At 48.4% G+C, this 14,113-nt stretch carries 19 protein-coding genes; all 19 read left to right on the top strand.

Annotated elements, in window-relative coordinates; translation table 11 throughout:
- Positions 1-30: 30 nt before the first annotated feature.
- The 19 genes from ACMWL8_RS03665 (at position 31) to ACMWL8_RS03575 (ending at position 14,051) form a co-directional block, all read left to right on the top strand.
- Positions 31-354 carry a hypothetical protein gene (locus tag ACMWL8_RS03665; protein WP_111962744.1) on the top strand — a complete coding sequence of 108 codons (324 nt, stop codon included), beginning with the start codon at positions 31-33 and terminating at the stop codon, positions 352-354.
- The gene (locus ACMWL8_RS03660; RefSeq protein WP_353433606.1) at positions 354-761 is read left to right on the top strand and encodes a DUF4054 domain-containing protein; all 408 of its coding nucleotides are present in this window, start codon (positions 354-356) and stop codon (positions 759-761) included. The genes ACMWL8_RS03665 and ACMWL8_RS03660 overlap by 1 nt, the downstream gene beginning before the upstream one ends.
- On the top strand, positions 746-1,213 hold the full coding sequence (locus ACMWL8_RS03655; protein ID WP_235428244.1) for a hypothetical protein: 468 nt from the start codon (positions 746-748) through the stop codon (positions 1,211-1,213). Before ACMWL8_RS03660 ends, ACMWL8_RS03655 begins: the two co-directional genes overlap by 16 nt.
- A complete protein-coding gene (locus ACMWL8_RS03650) occupies positions 1,210-1,557 on the top strand; it encodes a hypothetical protein (RefSeq protein WP_045259838.1) in 348 nt (115 codons plus the stop codon). Before ACMWL8_RS03655 ends, ACMWL8_RS03650 begins: the two co-directional genes overlap by 4 nt.
- Complete coding sequence (locus ACMWL8_RS03645) at positions 1,550-2,089, top strand: LIC_12616 family protein (protein ID WP_045259839.1); 540 nt, start codon at positions 1,550-1,552, stop codon at positions 2,087-2,089. Before ACMWL8_RS03650 ends, ACMWL8_RS03645 begins: the two co-directional genes overlap by 8 nt.
- Before the next feature lie 19 nt (positions 2,090-2,108).
- Positions 2,109-3,449 (top strand): DUF3383 family protein, encoded by a 1,341-nt coding sequence (locus ACMWL8_RS03640; RefSeq protein ID WP_045259840.1) that lies wholly within the window; start codon positions 2,109-2,111, stop codon positions 3,447-3,449.
- 2 nt (positions 3,450-3,451) lie between these two features.
- On the top strand, positions 3,452-3,898 hold the full coding sequence (locus tag ACMWL8_RS03635; RefSeq protein ID WP_006809752.1) for a phage structural protein: 447 nt from the start codon (positions 3,452-3,454) through the stop codon (positions 3,896-3,898).
- Between the two features lie 36 nt (positions 3,899-3,934).
- Complete coding sequence (locus ACMWL8_RS03630; protein WP_045259841.1) at positions 3,935-4,372, top strand: phage tail assembly chaperone; 438 nt, start codon at positions 3,935-3,937, stop codon at positions 4,370-4,372.
- 161 nt (positions 4,373-4,533) lie between these two features.
- Complete coding sequence (locus ACMWL8_RS03625) at positions 4,534-6,168, top strand: tape measure protein (RefSeq protein WP_414751556.1); 1,635 nt, start codon at positions 4,534-4,536, stop codon at positions 6,166-6,168.
- Between the two features lies 1 nt (position 6,169).
- Positions 6,170-6,886, top strand: a complete 717-nt coding sequence (locus ACMWL8_RS03620; RefSeq protein ID WP_045259843.1) for a phage baseplate protein — start codon at positions 6,170-6,172, stop codon at positions 6,884-6,886.
- Positions 6,883-7,224, top strand: a complete 342-nt coding sequence (locus ACMWL8_RS03615; RefSeq protein ID WP_047722018.1) for a phage baseplate plug family protein — start codon at positions 6,883-6,885, stop codon at positions 7,222-7,224. Before ACMWL8_RS03620 ends, ACMWL8_RS03615 begins: the two co-directional genes overlap by 4 nt.
- Entirely contained in the window at positions 7,199-8,134 is a 936-nt protein-coding gene (locus ACMWL8_RS03610) for a phage protein (RefSeq protein ID WP_045259845.1), read from the top strand. Before ACMWL8_RS03615 ends, ACMWL8_RS03610 begins: the two co-directional genes overlap by 26 nt.
- Positions 8,134-8,808: a Gp138 family membrane-puncturing spike protein gene (locus ACMWL8_RS03605; RefSeq protein WP_348571570.1), complete on the top strand. Its 675-nt coding sequence runs from the start codon at positions 8,134-8,136 to the stop codon at positions 8,806-8,808. The genes ACMWL8_RS03610 and ACMWL8_RS03605 overlap by 1 nt, the downstream gene beginning before the upstream one ends.
- A complete protein-coding gene (locus ACMWL8_RS03600) occupies positions 8,808-9,149 on the top strand; it encodes a hypothetical protein (protein ID WP_063867303.1) in 342 nt (113 codons plus the stop codon). Before ACMWL8_RS03605 ends, ACMWL8_RS03600 begins: the two co-directional genes overlap by 1 nt.
- Positions 9,150-9,214: 65 nt before the next feature.
- A complete protein-coding gene (locus tag ACMWL8_RS03595) occupies positions 9,215-10,633 on the top strand; it encodes a baseplate J/gp47 family protein (RefSeq protein WP_414751555.1) in 1,419 nt (472 codons plus the stop codon).
- On the top strand, positions 10,626-11,381 hold the full coding sequence (locus ACMWL8_RS03590; RefSeq protein ID WP_225990776.1) for a hypothetical protein: 756 nt from the start codon (positions 10,626-10,628) through the stop codon (positions 11,379-11,381). The genes ACMWL8_RS03595 and ACMWL8_RS03590 overlap by 8 nt, the downstream gene beginning before the upstream one ends.
- An 8-nt stretch (positions 11,382-11,389) precedes the next feature.
- Positions 11,390-11,626 (top strand): phosphoglycolate phosphatase, encoded by a 237-nt coding sequence (locus ACMWL8_RS03585; protein WP_115168470.1) that lies wholly within the window; start codon positions 11,390-11,392, stop codon positions 11,624-11,626.
- On the top strand, positions 11,626-12,267 hold the full coding sequence (locus ACMWL8_RS03580; protein WP_414751554.1) for a phage baseplate protein: 642 nt from the start codon (positions 11,626-11,628) through the stop codon (positions 12,265-12,267). The genes ACMWL8_RS03585 and ACMWL8_RS03580 overlap by 1 nt, the downstream gene beginning before the upstream one ends.
- Entirely contained in the window at positions 12,267-14,051 is a 1,785-nt protein-coding gene (locus tag ACMWL8_RS03575) for a right-handed parallel beta-helix repeat-containing protein (RefSeq protein ID WP_414751553.1), read from the top strand. The genes ACMWL8_RS03580 and ACMWL8_RS03575 overlap by 1 nt, the downstream gene beginning before the upstream one ends.
- The last annotated feature ends 62 nt before the right edge of the window (positions 14,052-14,113 follow it).

Here is a 14,113-nt window from a genome sequence, read left to right as displayed (position 1 = left end):
GGCTTCGGCCTCTTTTCATAAGGATTACCAATGAAGATTACTAACGCATCAGCACGACTGTATTACATCGACGGACAACAACTTGCCCCGGGCCAGACTGCCGAAGTTGATGATAAGTGGAAAAATAACAAATCCGTCCAAGCCTCCATCACAAAAGGTGAGCTGAAAGTAGCCAGCAAAGGCGAAACCGTAACGGCCACTCAAATCCAAAAAAATGAAGTCGCAGAAAATGCGAAGTCTGGAAAGGGCAAGGGTGGAAAAGGGAAAGCTCCTGCTGAACAAGAACAACAGGAAGCTGGTTCTGATGAAGTAAATGCTGAAGTCCAGCAGCAAGAAGATAAGGTAGACGAGTAATGAACATCGCCGCATTTGAAGGTCTTATGCCTCTGGAAATCTTCCGCAAGCTAGCGCCTGAATTTGCGGCTGTTCCTGATGAGGTTGTTCAGGGTTACATCGACCTTGCTTCACTGTTTGTCTGCGAAGACGAGTACGGAGAGGCCTATAACGTAGCTCTGGCTCTAATGGCGGCCCATATCATGGCATCGCCTGGCGGTTACTCTGATAACGGTTCCACATCATCTGGTCGCATCCTCTCACGCAAGGAAGGTGATCTGGCAATCACTTATGGCAACGTATCAAATGATTCCAGTTACCTCAGCGGGACTACATACGGAAACCTGCTGCAACTGCTCCGCAAGAAGAGGGGGGCAGGATTCTCGATTATGACTCGCGGAGTCGTGGGGGGATGCTTGTGTCCGTAAAAATCACAGACAACAAGCGGCAATGGGAAAGATTAAGGCGAGAGCTCAAGGCAACCGGAAACAAAGAGGTAGTTGTCGGCATCCAGAAGGGCGAGGTTAATGATGGAGTGCTTGTCGCTGAATACGCAGCATGGAACGAATTCGGCACGAGGACAATTCCATCACGCCCATTCATGCGCACATACTTCGACACATCGGTCTCTCGGCTGGAAAAGTTCGCTACAAATGGAGTAACGCAAATTCTCCTCGGTAGAGCTACCTTTTCTCAGTTTCTGAATGCGGCTGGTTCAGAAATGGTAGAAGGGGTAAGAAAAAGTATCATTAATGGAAACTGGGTTCCAAATTCGGATTATACCCTTGCCCACAAAAAGGGATCAGACCCTCTTCTGGACGACAGGGTTATGTTCAACTCCGTTACTTTAGCTATTAAAAACTACGGATACTCAAAATGAGCAATCCATTTCGCAGACCTTTCCAAGTTCTAACACCATCGCCTTCAACCTTAGTTAATGGAGTGATTGTTGATGGGGTAATGACGGAGTCAACCGCTTACTTCAGCGTGCAAAGCATCAAAGATACGCAGGAGATTGAGAGCCTGGAGGAAGGGAGGAGGTTAACTGATTATCGCCGGCTGTACAGCGACACTAAGCTTCAGATTACTGATGATTTCCCCATGGCTCAGCCTGCACTTGTCGTTATTGATGGTTTTAACTACGAAGTTAAGCACCGTGAACCATGGCAAAACGGAATCATACCCCACTATAAATATTATGTGGTAAGGAAACGCGATGGCTGAAACCACAGTGTCGAATTTCGTTCCTGATGCTGTAGAGTCTGCTGCTTACCGTGTTTTGTCCCAGCTATTATCCGTACCTCTCGCTTACGCCAATCAGAACAACTCCCGGCTTCCTCTGCCTTATGCCACGCTTCGTGTATCAACGCGTACGACCATTGGCAGGGATGAGCATGGCGAAGTAGATGATGATGGTGTAATGCCGTCACACGGCGTTAGAGAAGGAACGGTGATGGTTTATGTGTACGGCGGAAGCGCACGAGAGCATTGCGACGACCTGATTAATAACATCCGTAAAACCACATCACGCTACCTGATGCGCAGAGAAAGCTTTGTTATCGCAAACAGCGCCCAGGTTAACGACCTTACAGGTCTGCGAGATGAAGCTAACTTCGAAGCGATGGCGAATGTAGACCTTACATTCCGCTACACCGGCAAGTACACGGATAACGTAGGGCTCATAGAAACCGTTGATGCGACAGGCGACATCGGCGGAATAGAAACACACCTCACTATCGCCGTCACATCCGACTAATCAACACGGAGTTTCATCAATGGCAAATCTAAGCCAGATTGCCAACGTGAATATTTCGCTGGACACAGCGAGTATCGCGAAGGCGTCATTCGGCATTCCACTTGCAGTTTCGCCGACAACGGCATTCAGTGAGCGAATCCGTAAATATTCAAGCTACAGCGCGGCGCAGCAGGACGGACTTGACCCGCAGACGCTCAAAGCGCTCTCAGCAGTATTCAGTCAGACACCTCGCCCAAATCAGGCGTGGGTAGGTCGCAGAAACGCCGTTTCTGTTGAACTGACAGTAACCAATTCGACGATAACAACGGGCAACATTTTCGCATTCAGCGTTAATGGCACCATAGTAACGTACACCGCAGCGAGTGGCGATGATGCTTCTGACGTATATACCGGTCTGAAAACAGCTCTGGCGGCACAATCTGTAGTTGATGCTCTGTTTACCAGCACCGCTGATGCTGAAGGGCTACACTTGGTAGTTAAAGCTCCTGAGACAGCAACCATCGTTAAGCCAGTGACCAACCTGTCAATCGCAACCGCAGGCTCAGCAGACGGTTTAGAATCTGACCTTAACGCCATTCAGCAGGAAGATCCGGGCTGGTACGGATTTGCTCTGGTAGAACGTGGTGACGCACTAATTCAGGATGCAGCGGCATGGGCTGAGACGCAGACAAAACTGTTCTTCGCGTGCAGCAATACTGCTGATATCTGGACGTCTGCTGATGACGATATCGCATCGCAGTTGCAGGACCTTCAATATCTTCGTACAGCGCTAATTGCTCACAAGGCAGCCGCGACTGAGTATCCTGAAATGGCATGGATGGGCCGATGCTTCACCATTGCGCCAGGTGGCGAAACGTGGGCACTTAAAACGCTAGCCGCTATCACACCGAGCAAGTTTAGCGATACAGAGCAGAGCTACATATTCCAGAAAAACGCCAACGCCTACGAACAGTACGCAGAAAACACCTACCTGATTAACAAAGGCAAGGCTGCATCTGGCGAATGGATTGATGTTGTGCGATTCCGTGATTGGCTTGTAGACAACATTCAGAAGAACATGGCTTCTCTGATGATCCGCCAGAAAAAGGTGCCTTACACCAATGGCGGCATTGCCCTCATCGTCAACAACCTGAACGGTTCACTTATTCAGGGGCAGCAGGCAGGAGGCATCGCTCCTGATGAGCGTGACAGCGAAGGGAACACAATCCCTGGCTTCCGTATCACCTACCCAAATGCCGCCGATGTGTCTGCTGATATCAAAGCTACCCGCACTCTCTATATCGAGTTTGTGGCGCTTCTGGCTGGTGCAATTCAGGTGGTCGAAATCAAAGGCTCACTTACCTATAGCTACGAGGGCTAATTATGGCTGCTGAATTAACTGGCTCTTATGACGGCTCAGAAGTTTTTGTCACTATCGGCCCACTACTATTAACAGGCTTCAGTGATGGAGACTCCATTACAGCCCGTAAGAACGCCAACTTCTATGAATCACGCGCTGGTCTTGATGGCTCAGTAGGTCGTGCGCGAGTAACGGATAAGCGTGGGCAGATCGAACTGCATCTTTTGCAGACATCCGCGGCAAACGACGAACTATCTGCACTGATGAACCTGGATTCATTAACGCAGGACGGCAAGGCAGTTTATCCGGTATCAGTAACTGACTTCTCTGGTCGTACTGTTATTGCAGCAGGCCAGGCTTGGCTTTATCAGCTCGGCGACGTGGCTTTCTCAACTAACGAGGTTGGTGAACGCATTTACACCTTTGAATGTGCTGACCTGAAATTCTCCCTCGGTGGTAACAACGTTTAACAATGCCGCCTTCGGGCGGTTTTTTTTGAGGTCCATATGTCTCAGGAATTCGCAACTTTCCATATCGGTGACAAAGAGTTTAAAGCCGCCAAAATGAACGCCTTCGCTGCGGCAAAGCACTTAGTAAAACTGAAGACGCTGCTTGATAAAGGCCTGGCTTCAGGCGGAGATGCAAACGCCATTCAGTTGCTGGCTGGTATTGATGAGAAGACGCTTGAGGATGTGATCATCCCTATCCTGCGAGACTCATCAACATTCAGCGTTACTGATGAGAAGAAAATCGACAGCCCTAACGCAATGAACCTTGTGTTTACAGTTGACACGCTGTTCGACTTTTTCGAGCTGTGCTGGGAAGTACTGAAGCTCAACTTCACCCCTTTTTTTACGAAAGTTCTCACCCTGTTTGGCTTAAGCCCAGAAGAGCTGGCAAATCGGGTTCAGTCACTGGCGAAAAGCGCGACCCGGGAAAGCTAAGGGAAGATGTTGAAACCGAGCTATGGGTGTGGCGTCCAATAATGAGAAATATGTGTACGGTTGCAGAGGTTAAGTCAGGCCTTATTACATGCGAAGACCTGCTCAAGCTTAACGCCCTCATAGAGATGACCGACTATCTGAACACGCCAATGGAGAAGTAAATGGTCATAAGAGAGTTACTTATCCGCCTCGGCCTTACCGGATCAGATAGTGTGGGGCGAGGGCTGGACAGGGTAGACGGAAAGGTCGATAAAACCATTCAGTCATTCAATGCGCTTGGTGGTGTTCTTGCTACGGTATTCGGTGCTGTAACGATCTCAAACATTGCCAAAACTGCTGACGAGATGCAGTCTCTGGAGGCTCGCATTGGAATGCTGCCGCAGACAATCACTACCGGTGCAGAAGCATTCGACACTGTGGCTCAAAGGGCAAGTGCAGCAAGGCAAGGCATTGAGGAGTACGCATCATTCTACATCAAGGCTGGTAACGCCACTCAGGATTTCTATAAAGACCAGGAGCAGGTTTTACAGCTCACCGATGCAGTATCCATAGCGCTTGCTGCTTCAGGCTCAACAGCTGTTGCGCAGGGACAGGCATTCTTCCAGCTTGGTCAGGCAATTGGTTCTCCAACTGTCCAGATGGAAGAGATGAACACGCTTATCGATGTGGCTCCTGACCTGTTCAGAGCGCTTGGTAAAGCTATTCCAGGGGCGAACAATAACCTCAAGGCTTTCATCTCCACCGGCAAGGTGACGGGTAAAATGCTTGCTGAAGGGTTGATTAAGGTACTCCCGCAATTCGTCGACCAGTTTAAACAAATGCCTATGACCATTGGTCAGGCGCTTGTTCTGGTAAATAACAGATGGTCGATGTTTATCAACAGGCTTAACCGCAGCAGCGGAGCTGTGACATGGGTGGCAAATAAGTTCCTGTGGATGGCAGACAAAGTAGAATATTCACTCGATATTGTTACCGACGCCCTCGGCGGCGCTGAGAATGCGGTCCGGTTGTTAGGGGTTGTTCTGGGGTCGGCAGGGGTGATAGCTGGAGTATGGGCGTTAAATGCGGCATTCACCGCATTAGTAAGCCCGGTAATGCTCGCGGTCGGCGCAGTATCATTACTATACCTTGCATATGATGACTTTATTGCATGGTCAGAGGGCCGCCCTTCCATTATGGAAGATATCTTTGGTGATTATAACGATTACAAAGGCGGTATAGAGAAATTCATTAATGCCTTAAAATGGGTAAAAGATGCGGTAGGGGGATGGCAGACAATATTTGAATCATTCGCTGCATATCTCGCTGGCAAGTGGTTGACGAGAGTTCTTGCAACATTAGGTATAGCTACCAGAGCTGCCGCTTCTACCGGTGCCGCGATAGCCACGGCTGGAAATTCAGGTGGGTCGGTCGGTATTTTGAATAAGGCTTTGGCAGCGTCATTTCTATATCCGATTGTTGAGGGGGCGGCAGATAATTTAATTGGTGATACATCTTTCGGAAAATGGGCAAAGAGCACAACTCTTAATGACCTGTTTGGAAGCCGTGCTGCTGATACTGCAACTTCAATGGATTTGACTAGCCTGGCACCTCAAAGAACATACCTTGGAAATTCAATTGGCGGTGTTGGTGGCATTCCGTCCATTGACTATAAGCCGAATATAAATTTGACCGTAAATGCAGCAACAGATAATCCACAAGATATAGCTGATGCAGTTCAAATTGCTGTAGGGGATCAGGCAAGGGATTTCCTTTCTGGATTGGGCAATACGCTGAATTTCAACACAGGAGGCTAGCATGGCAACTGATGTGCTTGGCTTCCTCTGGAACTCGTCAGGCGATAGCACCTTCAGTCTTAATGACCCGGGTGTCGGGAATCTTGAGTTCGACACGCTGGACCAGGAAACCCATGAGTGGACGCGCGATGTGACAATGAATCCCGTAGAAAACGGGTCGCCAATATCAGATCACATCATCCGTCAGCCAAAAAAGATTACTGTTGCAGGCATGATAAGTAATGCACCGGTGACGGGAGTATTAACTCAGGCGGCAAACGCTCTGGGTAGCGGTTTCGACGGGGAAGACAGGGTTAACACTGCGTTCAAGCTGCTCGATTCGCTCTATCTTTCAAACGAACTGGTAACCATCTACACCAAAAATTACACCTACGAGAATATGCTCATTCAGGGCATTAACATTCCCAGAAGGGTGGATGATGGTGATGCGGTCAACTTTACGATTGATGCTGTTCAGGCAAATATCGTCAGCACAGCTACGACAGAGGTTCCGCCTGGTGTAGGCGTCAGGAAAACGGATGCGACCAGTAATGGCGCTACTGCTAAAGCCGGGACATCAAACTCAGCAGACCCCGCTACTGCTAACCGGGCTACGCCAACCAAAAACGTTGGCAAGAATACGGGTTCAATCCTGAGCCAGGCTTTGGATGGGTTATCTGGCTCGGGCGGCAAGCTTCAGGAATATCTCGGCAACATCATAGGTAATGTTACCCCATGACCCCACTAAATTTTCAGGCTGGATTTACTGACCAGACATTGCAGGCTGTTTTCGACGATACACCGGTTACGCTTCGCCTGCGATGGAATGAACGCTTTGGCTTCTGGTCGCTTGGTATCTATGACCGTGAGTCATTGCCGATCATAACCGGAGTTAAGCTTGTACAGAATTACCCGCTTTTAAAGAACTTCAGTTTCGATAACTTCTCAGGAGATATCTACTTCATCCGTACGTATGGTGAAAAGGTACGCCCTGATATCGATTCGATTGGAGGCGATCACCTGTTGGTGTATGCCACTGAGGAAGAAATAGATGAGTTTGTTTCTGCGAACGGGTGAAATCATCGTAGGTCAGCCTCAGGGTGAGGCAGTAAGCATTAAAGACCTGCGATTTGAGTTCGATATCACCAAAACAGCCAGCAAAACCGCCAACGAAGCATCACTCAAAATCTACAACGCCGCGCCCACAACTATCACTTTGATGGAGACAGTAAATAACGTGGTCATCATCAAGGCTGGTTACGTCAATGATATCGGCGCTATCACCATCTTCACTGGCACCACATGCCGTAGCCTGACGTATCAGGACGGTCCTGACATCATCACGGAGATGGAGTTAAGGGACAGCGTCATACCTTTACGCGACGCCAAGATAAGCGTTTCCTTCCCTCCAAATACGTCAGCAATGACCGTACTGGATGGGGTGGCGAAGAACTTCGGACTGCCAATCAAGAAGAGCATCAGCAAGGTTCAGGATAAGCAGTACGTCGGCGGATATGCCTATAACGGCAGGGTTCGTGATGCCATGGACAGAGTCTGTAATTATCTCGGGCTGGAGTGGAGCGCTCAGGATAGCGAAATACAGATCATTAAAAAGGGTGGTGTCTATGCAGACACTGCTGTCGTGCTATCGAAAGACACTGGCATGATCGGATATCCCCGTCGTGAAGCAAAAACCATGACCGAGAAGACGGCAGCCAAGCAGGGCATCAAATACGGTCAGAAAGGTATTGTAAGGACGGTTGTGGATGTCGAAGACCCAACGGCTAAGCTCAAAGACCGGGTCACTTTAGAGGTGCAGGGCTACCGGGTGAAATCACTGCTCAACCCCGCCATTTATCCTGGCGCTTATGTGCAGCTTAAATCACGCGGCATAGACGGGGAGTTCTTCAGGGTTGAAGAAGCACATTACACCGGTGATACACACGGGCAGGAATGGAGCGTGGAAGTGCTATTGAGGTTTATCTGATGGCTGATAACAGTGATGTAGTAGAGGCGCTCAGACGGCTTGTCAGCTCGGAAATGGACACGGTAAACACTGCGCTTCCATGTACCGTGGTGAGTTACTCAGGTGGCAAGGTAACGGTAAAGCCTGATGGCGAGAAAATATACGCAGATGGCGATACCAACGCCTACCCGGTACTAAGCGATTTGCGCATGGTTTGGCCGCAGTTCGCAAACGGTCAGGCCGGATTAAAAGGACCAGTCCAGGCTGGTGATAAATGCCTTTTGGTGGTCTGCCAGCAGGCAACCGATGGCAGCGACGACACAAGGCGATTCGACATCATCGACTCATACGTTATCCCTGGTGCTGGTTATAGTGATGCAGTCCCTGGCAACGATGACGTGAGAATGTATTTTGGCGATGCCTTCATTGCTATCGATGCCAACGGGAAAATGACCATTAATGCTCCAGGTGGGGTGGAAGAAACAACACCGTTGCATACCGTTAAAGGAAGCATGACCGTTGAGCAGTTGTTCACTTACCAGGGCGGCATGACTGGCTCGGGCGGTGAAACATCGGTAGCTACCATAACCGGCACGATGCAGGTGATTGGTGATGTGGTTATCAATGGCATCAGAATAGGCACTCACCGTCACCAGGGTGATAGCGGTGGCACTACAGGAGGCCCGGAGAACTAATGATTGATTTCAGACTTACAGATAACAAAGTCGTGTTCACTAACGGCCTTCTTCAGTACGTAGATGGAGCTGAGCGCGTCAGGCAGCAGGTAGAATTCAGGCTTAACCTGTGGCGCGGAGAGTGGTTCCTTGATAGTCAATTCGGAACGCCGTACTTACAAGATATTCTCGGTAAGCAGGTAACACTTAATGGTGCGCTATCAGCCATCCGTACAGAAATCCTCGCTGTAGAAGGTGTTACCGGCATAGTTGAGTTTACCTACAACTTTGACCGGGCAGAGCGAAAGCTGAGCATAGAGTTTACAGCCAACACTGAGTACGGGTTGGTGCAGTACCCCTGATAAATAATCCCTTCAATATGCCTCGCCAATGTGCGGGGCTTTTTTATGCCTGAAATAAGGTGCATATGGCTGATTACATTACTGCGACAGGCTTTGACAAGCCGACATTACCGGAGATGGTTCAGGAAATCGGTGATGCAATGGAAACGGTCGTCGGGCCGATTAACAGAGAGGCTGATTCGACCACCGGACAGTGGATCGGAATTGAAGCTGAGCAAAACGCAATTCACTTCGAAACTGAAGAGGAGTTGTGGGCTAGCCGGTATCTTGCTTCTGCTGAGGGATTCGCTCTTGATGCTCTTGGCGACTGGATGGGTGGGATTACCCGGCATGGCAAAACCACGACAAAAGTGAACGCCGTTATTTATGGCTCTGAATCACGACTTGTTCCTTCTGGTTCTTTAGCTTCTTTCGGTAATTACCAGTTCAGACTGACGGCAGATTATACCATCTCACGCTCGACGCTTCTGGATGGAGAGGTGAGGGTATCTAACAACACACAAACCAGTTACACGGTACGGATTGCTGGCGTTGATCATACCTACACGAAAGTTGCAGGAGACACGGTAAACACCATTGCTACAGGCCTTGCCGCAGTAGTGGACTCAACAAGCCAGTATTCAGCCACAGCAAACGGCTCAGTAATCAGACTCACCTCTGAAAACCTTATTGAAGGTTACGCAGTGTCGCTTAGCGCTGGGCTGGCGTGGCAGTTAATTGGTTCACCGGCAATCTTTGAGGCTACTGAAGCAGGTCCGATTGTCGTTCCTGTTGGTGGATTAAACAATCCTGTAAGTGCGATCACCGGATGGACAGGAGTTAATAACCTCGTTCAGGGGGCCACCGGTTCAGATCGCGAATCAGACACAGATTACCGCCAACGTTTATACCAGAGCAGGGCATCATCTGGCGGTGCGGCAACCATCCCAGCAATTGAGACTCGCCTGATTACGGAAGTCAGCGGCGTAACCTTAGCCAAAGTCATTGAAAACGACACCATGACGACAGTCGACAGCATTCCTCCAAAAGCCATCCACACTATCGTTTCTGGCGGTCTTGAGCAGGACATTGCTGACGCAATCTGGAAGTACAAAGGTGCAGGTATAGCGACATACGGCTCAATTGCGATCACTGTGTATGACCGGTACGAGAGACCACATATCGTGAACTTCTCAAGACCTACAGAAGTGGATATTTATGTCAAAGTTGACGTAGTTCTTCTGGATACTGAGGAGCCGTTACCAGCTGCTGTTGTGGACGCTATCAAGCAGGGTGTTGTTGCTTACGGTGCGACGCTTGGTCTTGGAGATGACGTTATTACCCAGCGCATTTATGGCTATATATACGCAAATACCACCGGCATCGGGAAAATGACCATCACCGTCAGCACTGACGGAACTACGTTTGCAGAAAGTAACATTTCCGTTGCTGAAAACTCATTTGCTTCGTTCTCCGCTGCCAATGTGGAGGTCACAGGTGTCTGATGAATGGATTGATATCGATTTCCTTGCGCTGATACGACAAAGGCCTACTGACTGGCTTAAAAAAGGAGGACAGGTTCCAGATCTCTTTGCTGCTGTTGGCGTACTTCATCCTGAAATTGAAGCGCGCGCCAAATACATCTACCTGACGCAAAGCATATACAACGCCCACGGCATAGAGCTGGACAGATTCGGACAGTACGTTGATGTCGGTCGTGATGGAATGTCTGACGATGATTATCGCCGGGAAATCATGCAGGCGAAACTGGCGACTGCGTTCAGCGGAACACCAGATAACGTCATGGTCGTAACGGCAACCACTACTTCAAGTACTGATGTCGAACTGGTTGAGCTCTATCCTGCCGCATTCAGCGTTCACGCAACCGGACCTTATGTCCCCACAAACATCAACGCCATCGTCGACCGCGCATCTGTGGCTGGTGTCAGAGCATATTCAACACATGATTATGGGCTCAACGGTTTCTCCCTGGCGGGAATAGACACCAATTCAGGCCAAGCGTTACAGGTCGGCGATAACACAGCAATGCAGGTAGACACCGACACGGCGCTTGGACTTAACCGTGGGTCTGTATTCATTGCTGGCTCATATCTTGACGCGGCTGGGTCCGTGTCAGGTGTACTCGAAGTAAACGGCTCATATCTCGGCGTCGCTGACGACGATTACCTTCTTATCTTCTCCCGCGACTATGGCGTCACCGGGACGATGCTTTGCGGCGCTATGCCTAAGTGAGAAATTAAATGGCTATCACATCATTTGCAGATACTGACGTCACTTATGAGGACGGGCAGAAAAACAAAGAACCAATTCCAGATGAAATTCTTGCCAGCGGGTTTGTGCCTCCCGTTCGCATGCCAGATGGATCAATCTCAGCAGGTAGCAAGCTCGCAGCCAATCACCTCAATACACTACTTAACGACTTATACGCGCAAATAGCTGACCTGAAAGCACGCGTGACAGTGCTTGAGGGGGCTTAATGGCAGATATCACTCTAAAATATTTAACAGATTTGCCAGCAGCCGCTTCGGCAGCGTTGACTGATTTGTTGCATGTAAATCAGTCAGGAAATGACAGGTCTCTTACCGTTTCAACTCTGCTCAAAGCAATTGTTGATGGTGTATATCCAATCGGAAGCGCTCATTTTTTTACTAATACAACAAATCCAAATGTCATATGGCCAGGAACTACATGGGCCAGAATACCAGGCGCAGGAAGGACAATCAGGCTTGCCAATAACTCAGGAAGCGACACCTTGCAAATAGGGGGTAGCGACAGCATTACGATTACAGCATCCAATCTTGCACCACATACACATCCGATTGATGTCAACTCAGATTCTTTCGATTATGGGAGCAAAACAGCCAGCACATATTCTCATTCACACACGGTTGGGCTTAAAAGCGTTGGAACATTAACAGGTGGCGCTCAGGATAGGAGTAGCGATGACATTATTTCTTCACAGTCAACTACAACATCATCAGATAATCATGCGCATTCAATATCAATAGGTGCGCATTCTCACCGAATATCGGGTGACACAGGTTCAACCGGTTCTGCAACCCCAATAGATACTACAAACCAATATATTAAATTAGCTGGATGGTACAGGACTGCATAATGGCCGAACAAAAAGTAAAACTTACTGAGTTGCCAACCGCGACCGATACACTTGATACAGCGCAGCTCTTGGTCAATCAGAACAGTACCGACCAGAAGCTTGCTATAACACATCTGTTGCGTGCAAAGAACAACCTTTCAGAGCTAGAGGATTTTGCACAGGCTAGAGCAAATTTAGATGTTCCGTCAGTAGAGGAAGTAAATAACAAGTTATCAGGATTTATTGACGGGTCTTATACATTTAGCGCTGGCGGGTCTTTAGCGTCACGCTCTGATTTTATCTGGGATGAAGAAACGAAATCCTGGTATTACTGGTCAGGAGTATTGCCAAAAGAAGTTCCAGCCGCTTCCAATCCTGACTCTACAGGTGGGACTGGTGTTGGTGCATGGATTCCTGTTGGAGAATCAGTACTGCGAGGAGACTTAGCAAAACCAACCGGATCTTCGCTCATTGGATATCAGTATCCTGTGGATGGCAGTGTGCCAAGAACGGTAGAAGATAAACTTGGAGATTTCGTTAGTGTGCTGGACTTTGGCGCAAAAGGCGATGGCGTAACAGATGATTCAGTAGCCTTTAAAAAAGCCTCAGCTACCGGTAAGAAAGTGTTTATCCCTGATGTGTCAGGTAATGGTTCTGGCTGTATTTACAAAGTAAAAAATGTATATATCAAAAAGCCATTGCTCTTTGGAGAAAATATCGGTGTAGAAATACAACCTGTTTCTGCCGGTGATGAGATGTTCTACTTTGGAGATCCTGACCAGCCATCTACTTACATTATTAATGGTGCGAGAATAGAAAACCTCACCTTTTCATGCCCATCAGCTTCAGATGGAGAGTACCCTATAGCCATACGTTGCCATCAACAGCAGCAAATGGAGATATTCGGATGCACATTCTACCGATTAACATTTGAGCTTATAGACTACAGATATGTCACCTTTAGGAAAATTCGTGGAATAGGTTCAATGTTCTATTCAAACAGGACTCAACCAAATGGTGTTGATTGGGCTGACGCATTGGTTATCTCAGACAGTTTTATTGCTTACTCTTCCCGTGTTGAAGTTCGTAACTCTGTAGGATTTCAAATGCGAAATACCTATTGCGCAAATCCGACATCTACTCCATGCCTGTTATTGGGATATGACGATTGGGCAAAGCCAAGTCATGGAACGTGCGAACTAACTGACGTAACAATTGAAGGCGTTACAGAACTCAACAATTGCAACCTTTTTGTTTTTATTGTAAATGGCCATATGGGTGCCTTTGAGGGGCATGGGCTAACGCTTAAAGATTGTTTCTCGGTAAACTGTGTAAATACAGAATTCCATTACAGTAAAGACTTCGGTGTATACATGAATGCGTGTAAAAAATCATCATTCACTAACACCAGGTTTACAAATAATGGAGAAGGTGGGATTAGAATTGGTGGTGATACGCAATATGTTGCATTCGCTGGATGTCTTTTTGGCGAGGGAGGAATTGCTAATGACGGCCCAACTCAAAAACGAGGTATTAACATTGAGGACACTAGCGGAGGGATTGCGGTGTTGTCTTCTGTTTTTGATGGAAATAGCGAGGTTAATATTGGCGGAGATCAAAGTAAATACAGGGTTCTGGCATGTCAAGGAGTTCCCGATACTGTAATTGTTAGCGGTGGTGGAACATCGCAAAGGCCATCATCTCCAAAAGCAGGGCAGCAGTATTACGATACCAACCTAGGACTTCCTGTATGGTGGAATGCTACCACAGAAACATGGCAGCGTGCAGATGGCACCAATACATAACAGAAAGCGCCAATCCTGTGGCGCAATTAATTGTCATCCTTAAACCACCTCCTGTGGGGGTG

Source organism: Enterobacter sp. 04-C-12-SI-ECC, assembly GCF_047530715.1.
Taxonomy (GTDB): Bacteria; Pseudomonadota; Gammaproteobacteria; order Enterobacterales; family Enterobacteriaceae; genus Enterobacter; species Enterobacter bugandensis.
This window is presented reverse-complemented; position numbering and strand designations above follow the sequence as displayed.

What these genes read in the sequence shown, in the direction of transcription:
- ACMWL8_RS03665 (WP_111962744.1), top strand. Translation starts at nt 31, where the DNA reads ATGAAGATTACTAACGCATCAGCACGACTGTATTACATCGACGGACAA.
- ACMWL8_RS03660 (WP_353433606.1), top strand. Translation starts at nt 354, where the DNA reads ATGAACATCGCCGCATTTGAAGGTCTTATGCCTCTGGAAATCTTCCGC.
- ACMWL8_RS03655 (WP_235428244.1), top strand. Translation starts at nt 746, where the DNA reads ATGCTTGTGTCCGTAAAAATCACAGACAACAAGCGGCAATGGGAAAGA.
- ACMWL8_RS03650 (WP_045259838.1), top strand. Translation starts at nt 1,210, where the DNA reads ATGAGCAATCCATTTCGCAGACCTTTCCAAGTTCTAACACCATCGCCT.
- ACMWL8_RS03645 (WP_045259839.1), top strand. Translation starts at nt 1,550, where the DNA reads ATGGCTGAAACCACAGTGTCGAATTTCGTTCCTGATGCTGTAGAGTCT.
- ACMWL8_RS03640 (WP_045259840.1), top strand. Translation starts at nt 2,109, where the DNA reads ATGGCAAATCTAAGCCAGATTGCCAACGTGAATATTTCGCTGGACACA.
- ACMWL8_RS03635 (WP_006809752.1), top strand. Translation starts at nt 3,452, where the DNA reads ATGGCTGCTGAATTAACTGGCTCTTATGACGGCTCAGAAGTTTTTGTC.
- ACMWL8_RS03630 (WP_045259841.1), top strand. Translation starts at nt 3,935, where the DNA reads ATGTCTCAGGAATTCGCAACTTTCCATATCGGTGACAAAGAGTTTAAA.
- ACMWL8_RS03625 (WP_414751556.1), top strand. Translation starts at nt 4,534, where the DNA reads ATGGTCATAAGAGAGTTACTTATCCGCCTCGGCCTTACCGGATCAGAT.
- ACMWL8_RS03620 (WP_045259843.1), top strand. Translation starts at nt 6,170, where the DNA reads ATGGCAACTGATGTGCTTGGCTTCCTCTGGAACTCGTCAGGCGATAGC.
- ACMWL8_RS03615 (WP_047722018.1), top strand. Translation starts at nt 6,883, where the DNA reads ATGACCCCACTAAATTTTCAGGCTGGATTTACTGACCAGACATTGCAG.
- ACMWL8_RS03610 (WP_045259845.1), top strand. Translation starts at nt 7,199, where the DNA reads ATGAGTTTGTTTCTGCGAACGGGTGAAATCATCGTAGGTCAGCCTCAG.
- ACMWL8_RS03605 (WP_348571570.1), top strand. Translation starts at nt 8,134, where the DNA reads ATGGCTGATAACAGTGATGTAGTAGAGGCGCTCAGACGGCTTGTCAGC.
- ACMWL8_RS03600 (WP_063867303.1), top strand. Translation starts at nt 8,808, where the DNA reads ATGATTGATTTCAGACTTACAGATAACAAAGTCGTGTTCACTAACGGC.
- ACMWL8_RS03595 (WP_414751555.1), top strand. Translation starts at nt 9,215, where the DNA reads ATGGCTGATTACATTACTGCGACAGGCTTTGACAAGCCGACATTACCG.
- ACMWL8_RS03585 (WP_115168470.1), top strand. Translation starts at nt 11,390, where the DNA reads ATGGCTATCACATCATTTGCAGATACTGACGTCACTTATGAGGACGGG.
- ACMWL8_RS03580 (WP_414751554.1), top strand. Translation starts at nt 11,626, where the DNA reads ATGGCAGATATCACTCTAAAATATTTAACAGATTTGCCAGCAGCCGCT.
- ACMWL8_RS03575 (WP_414751553.1), top strand. Translation starts at nt 12,267, where the DNA reads ATGGCCGAACAAAAAGTAAAACTTACTGAGTTGCCAACCGCGACCGAT.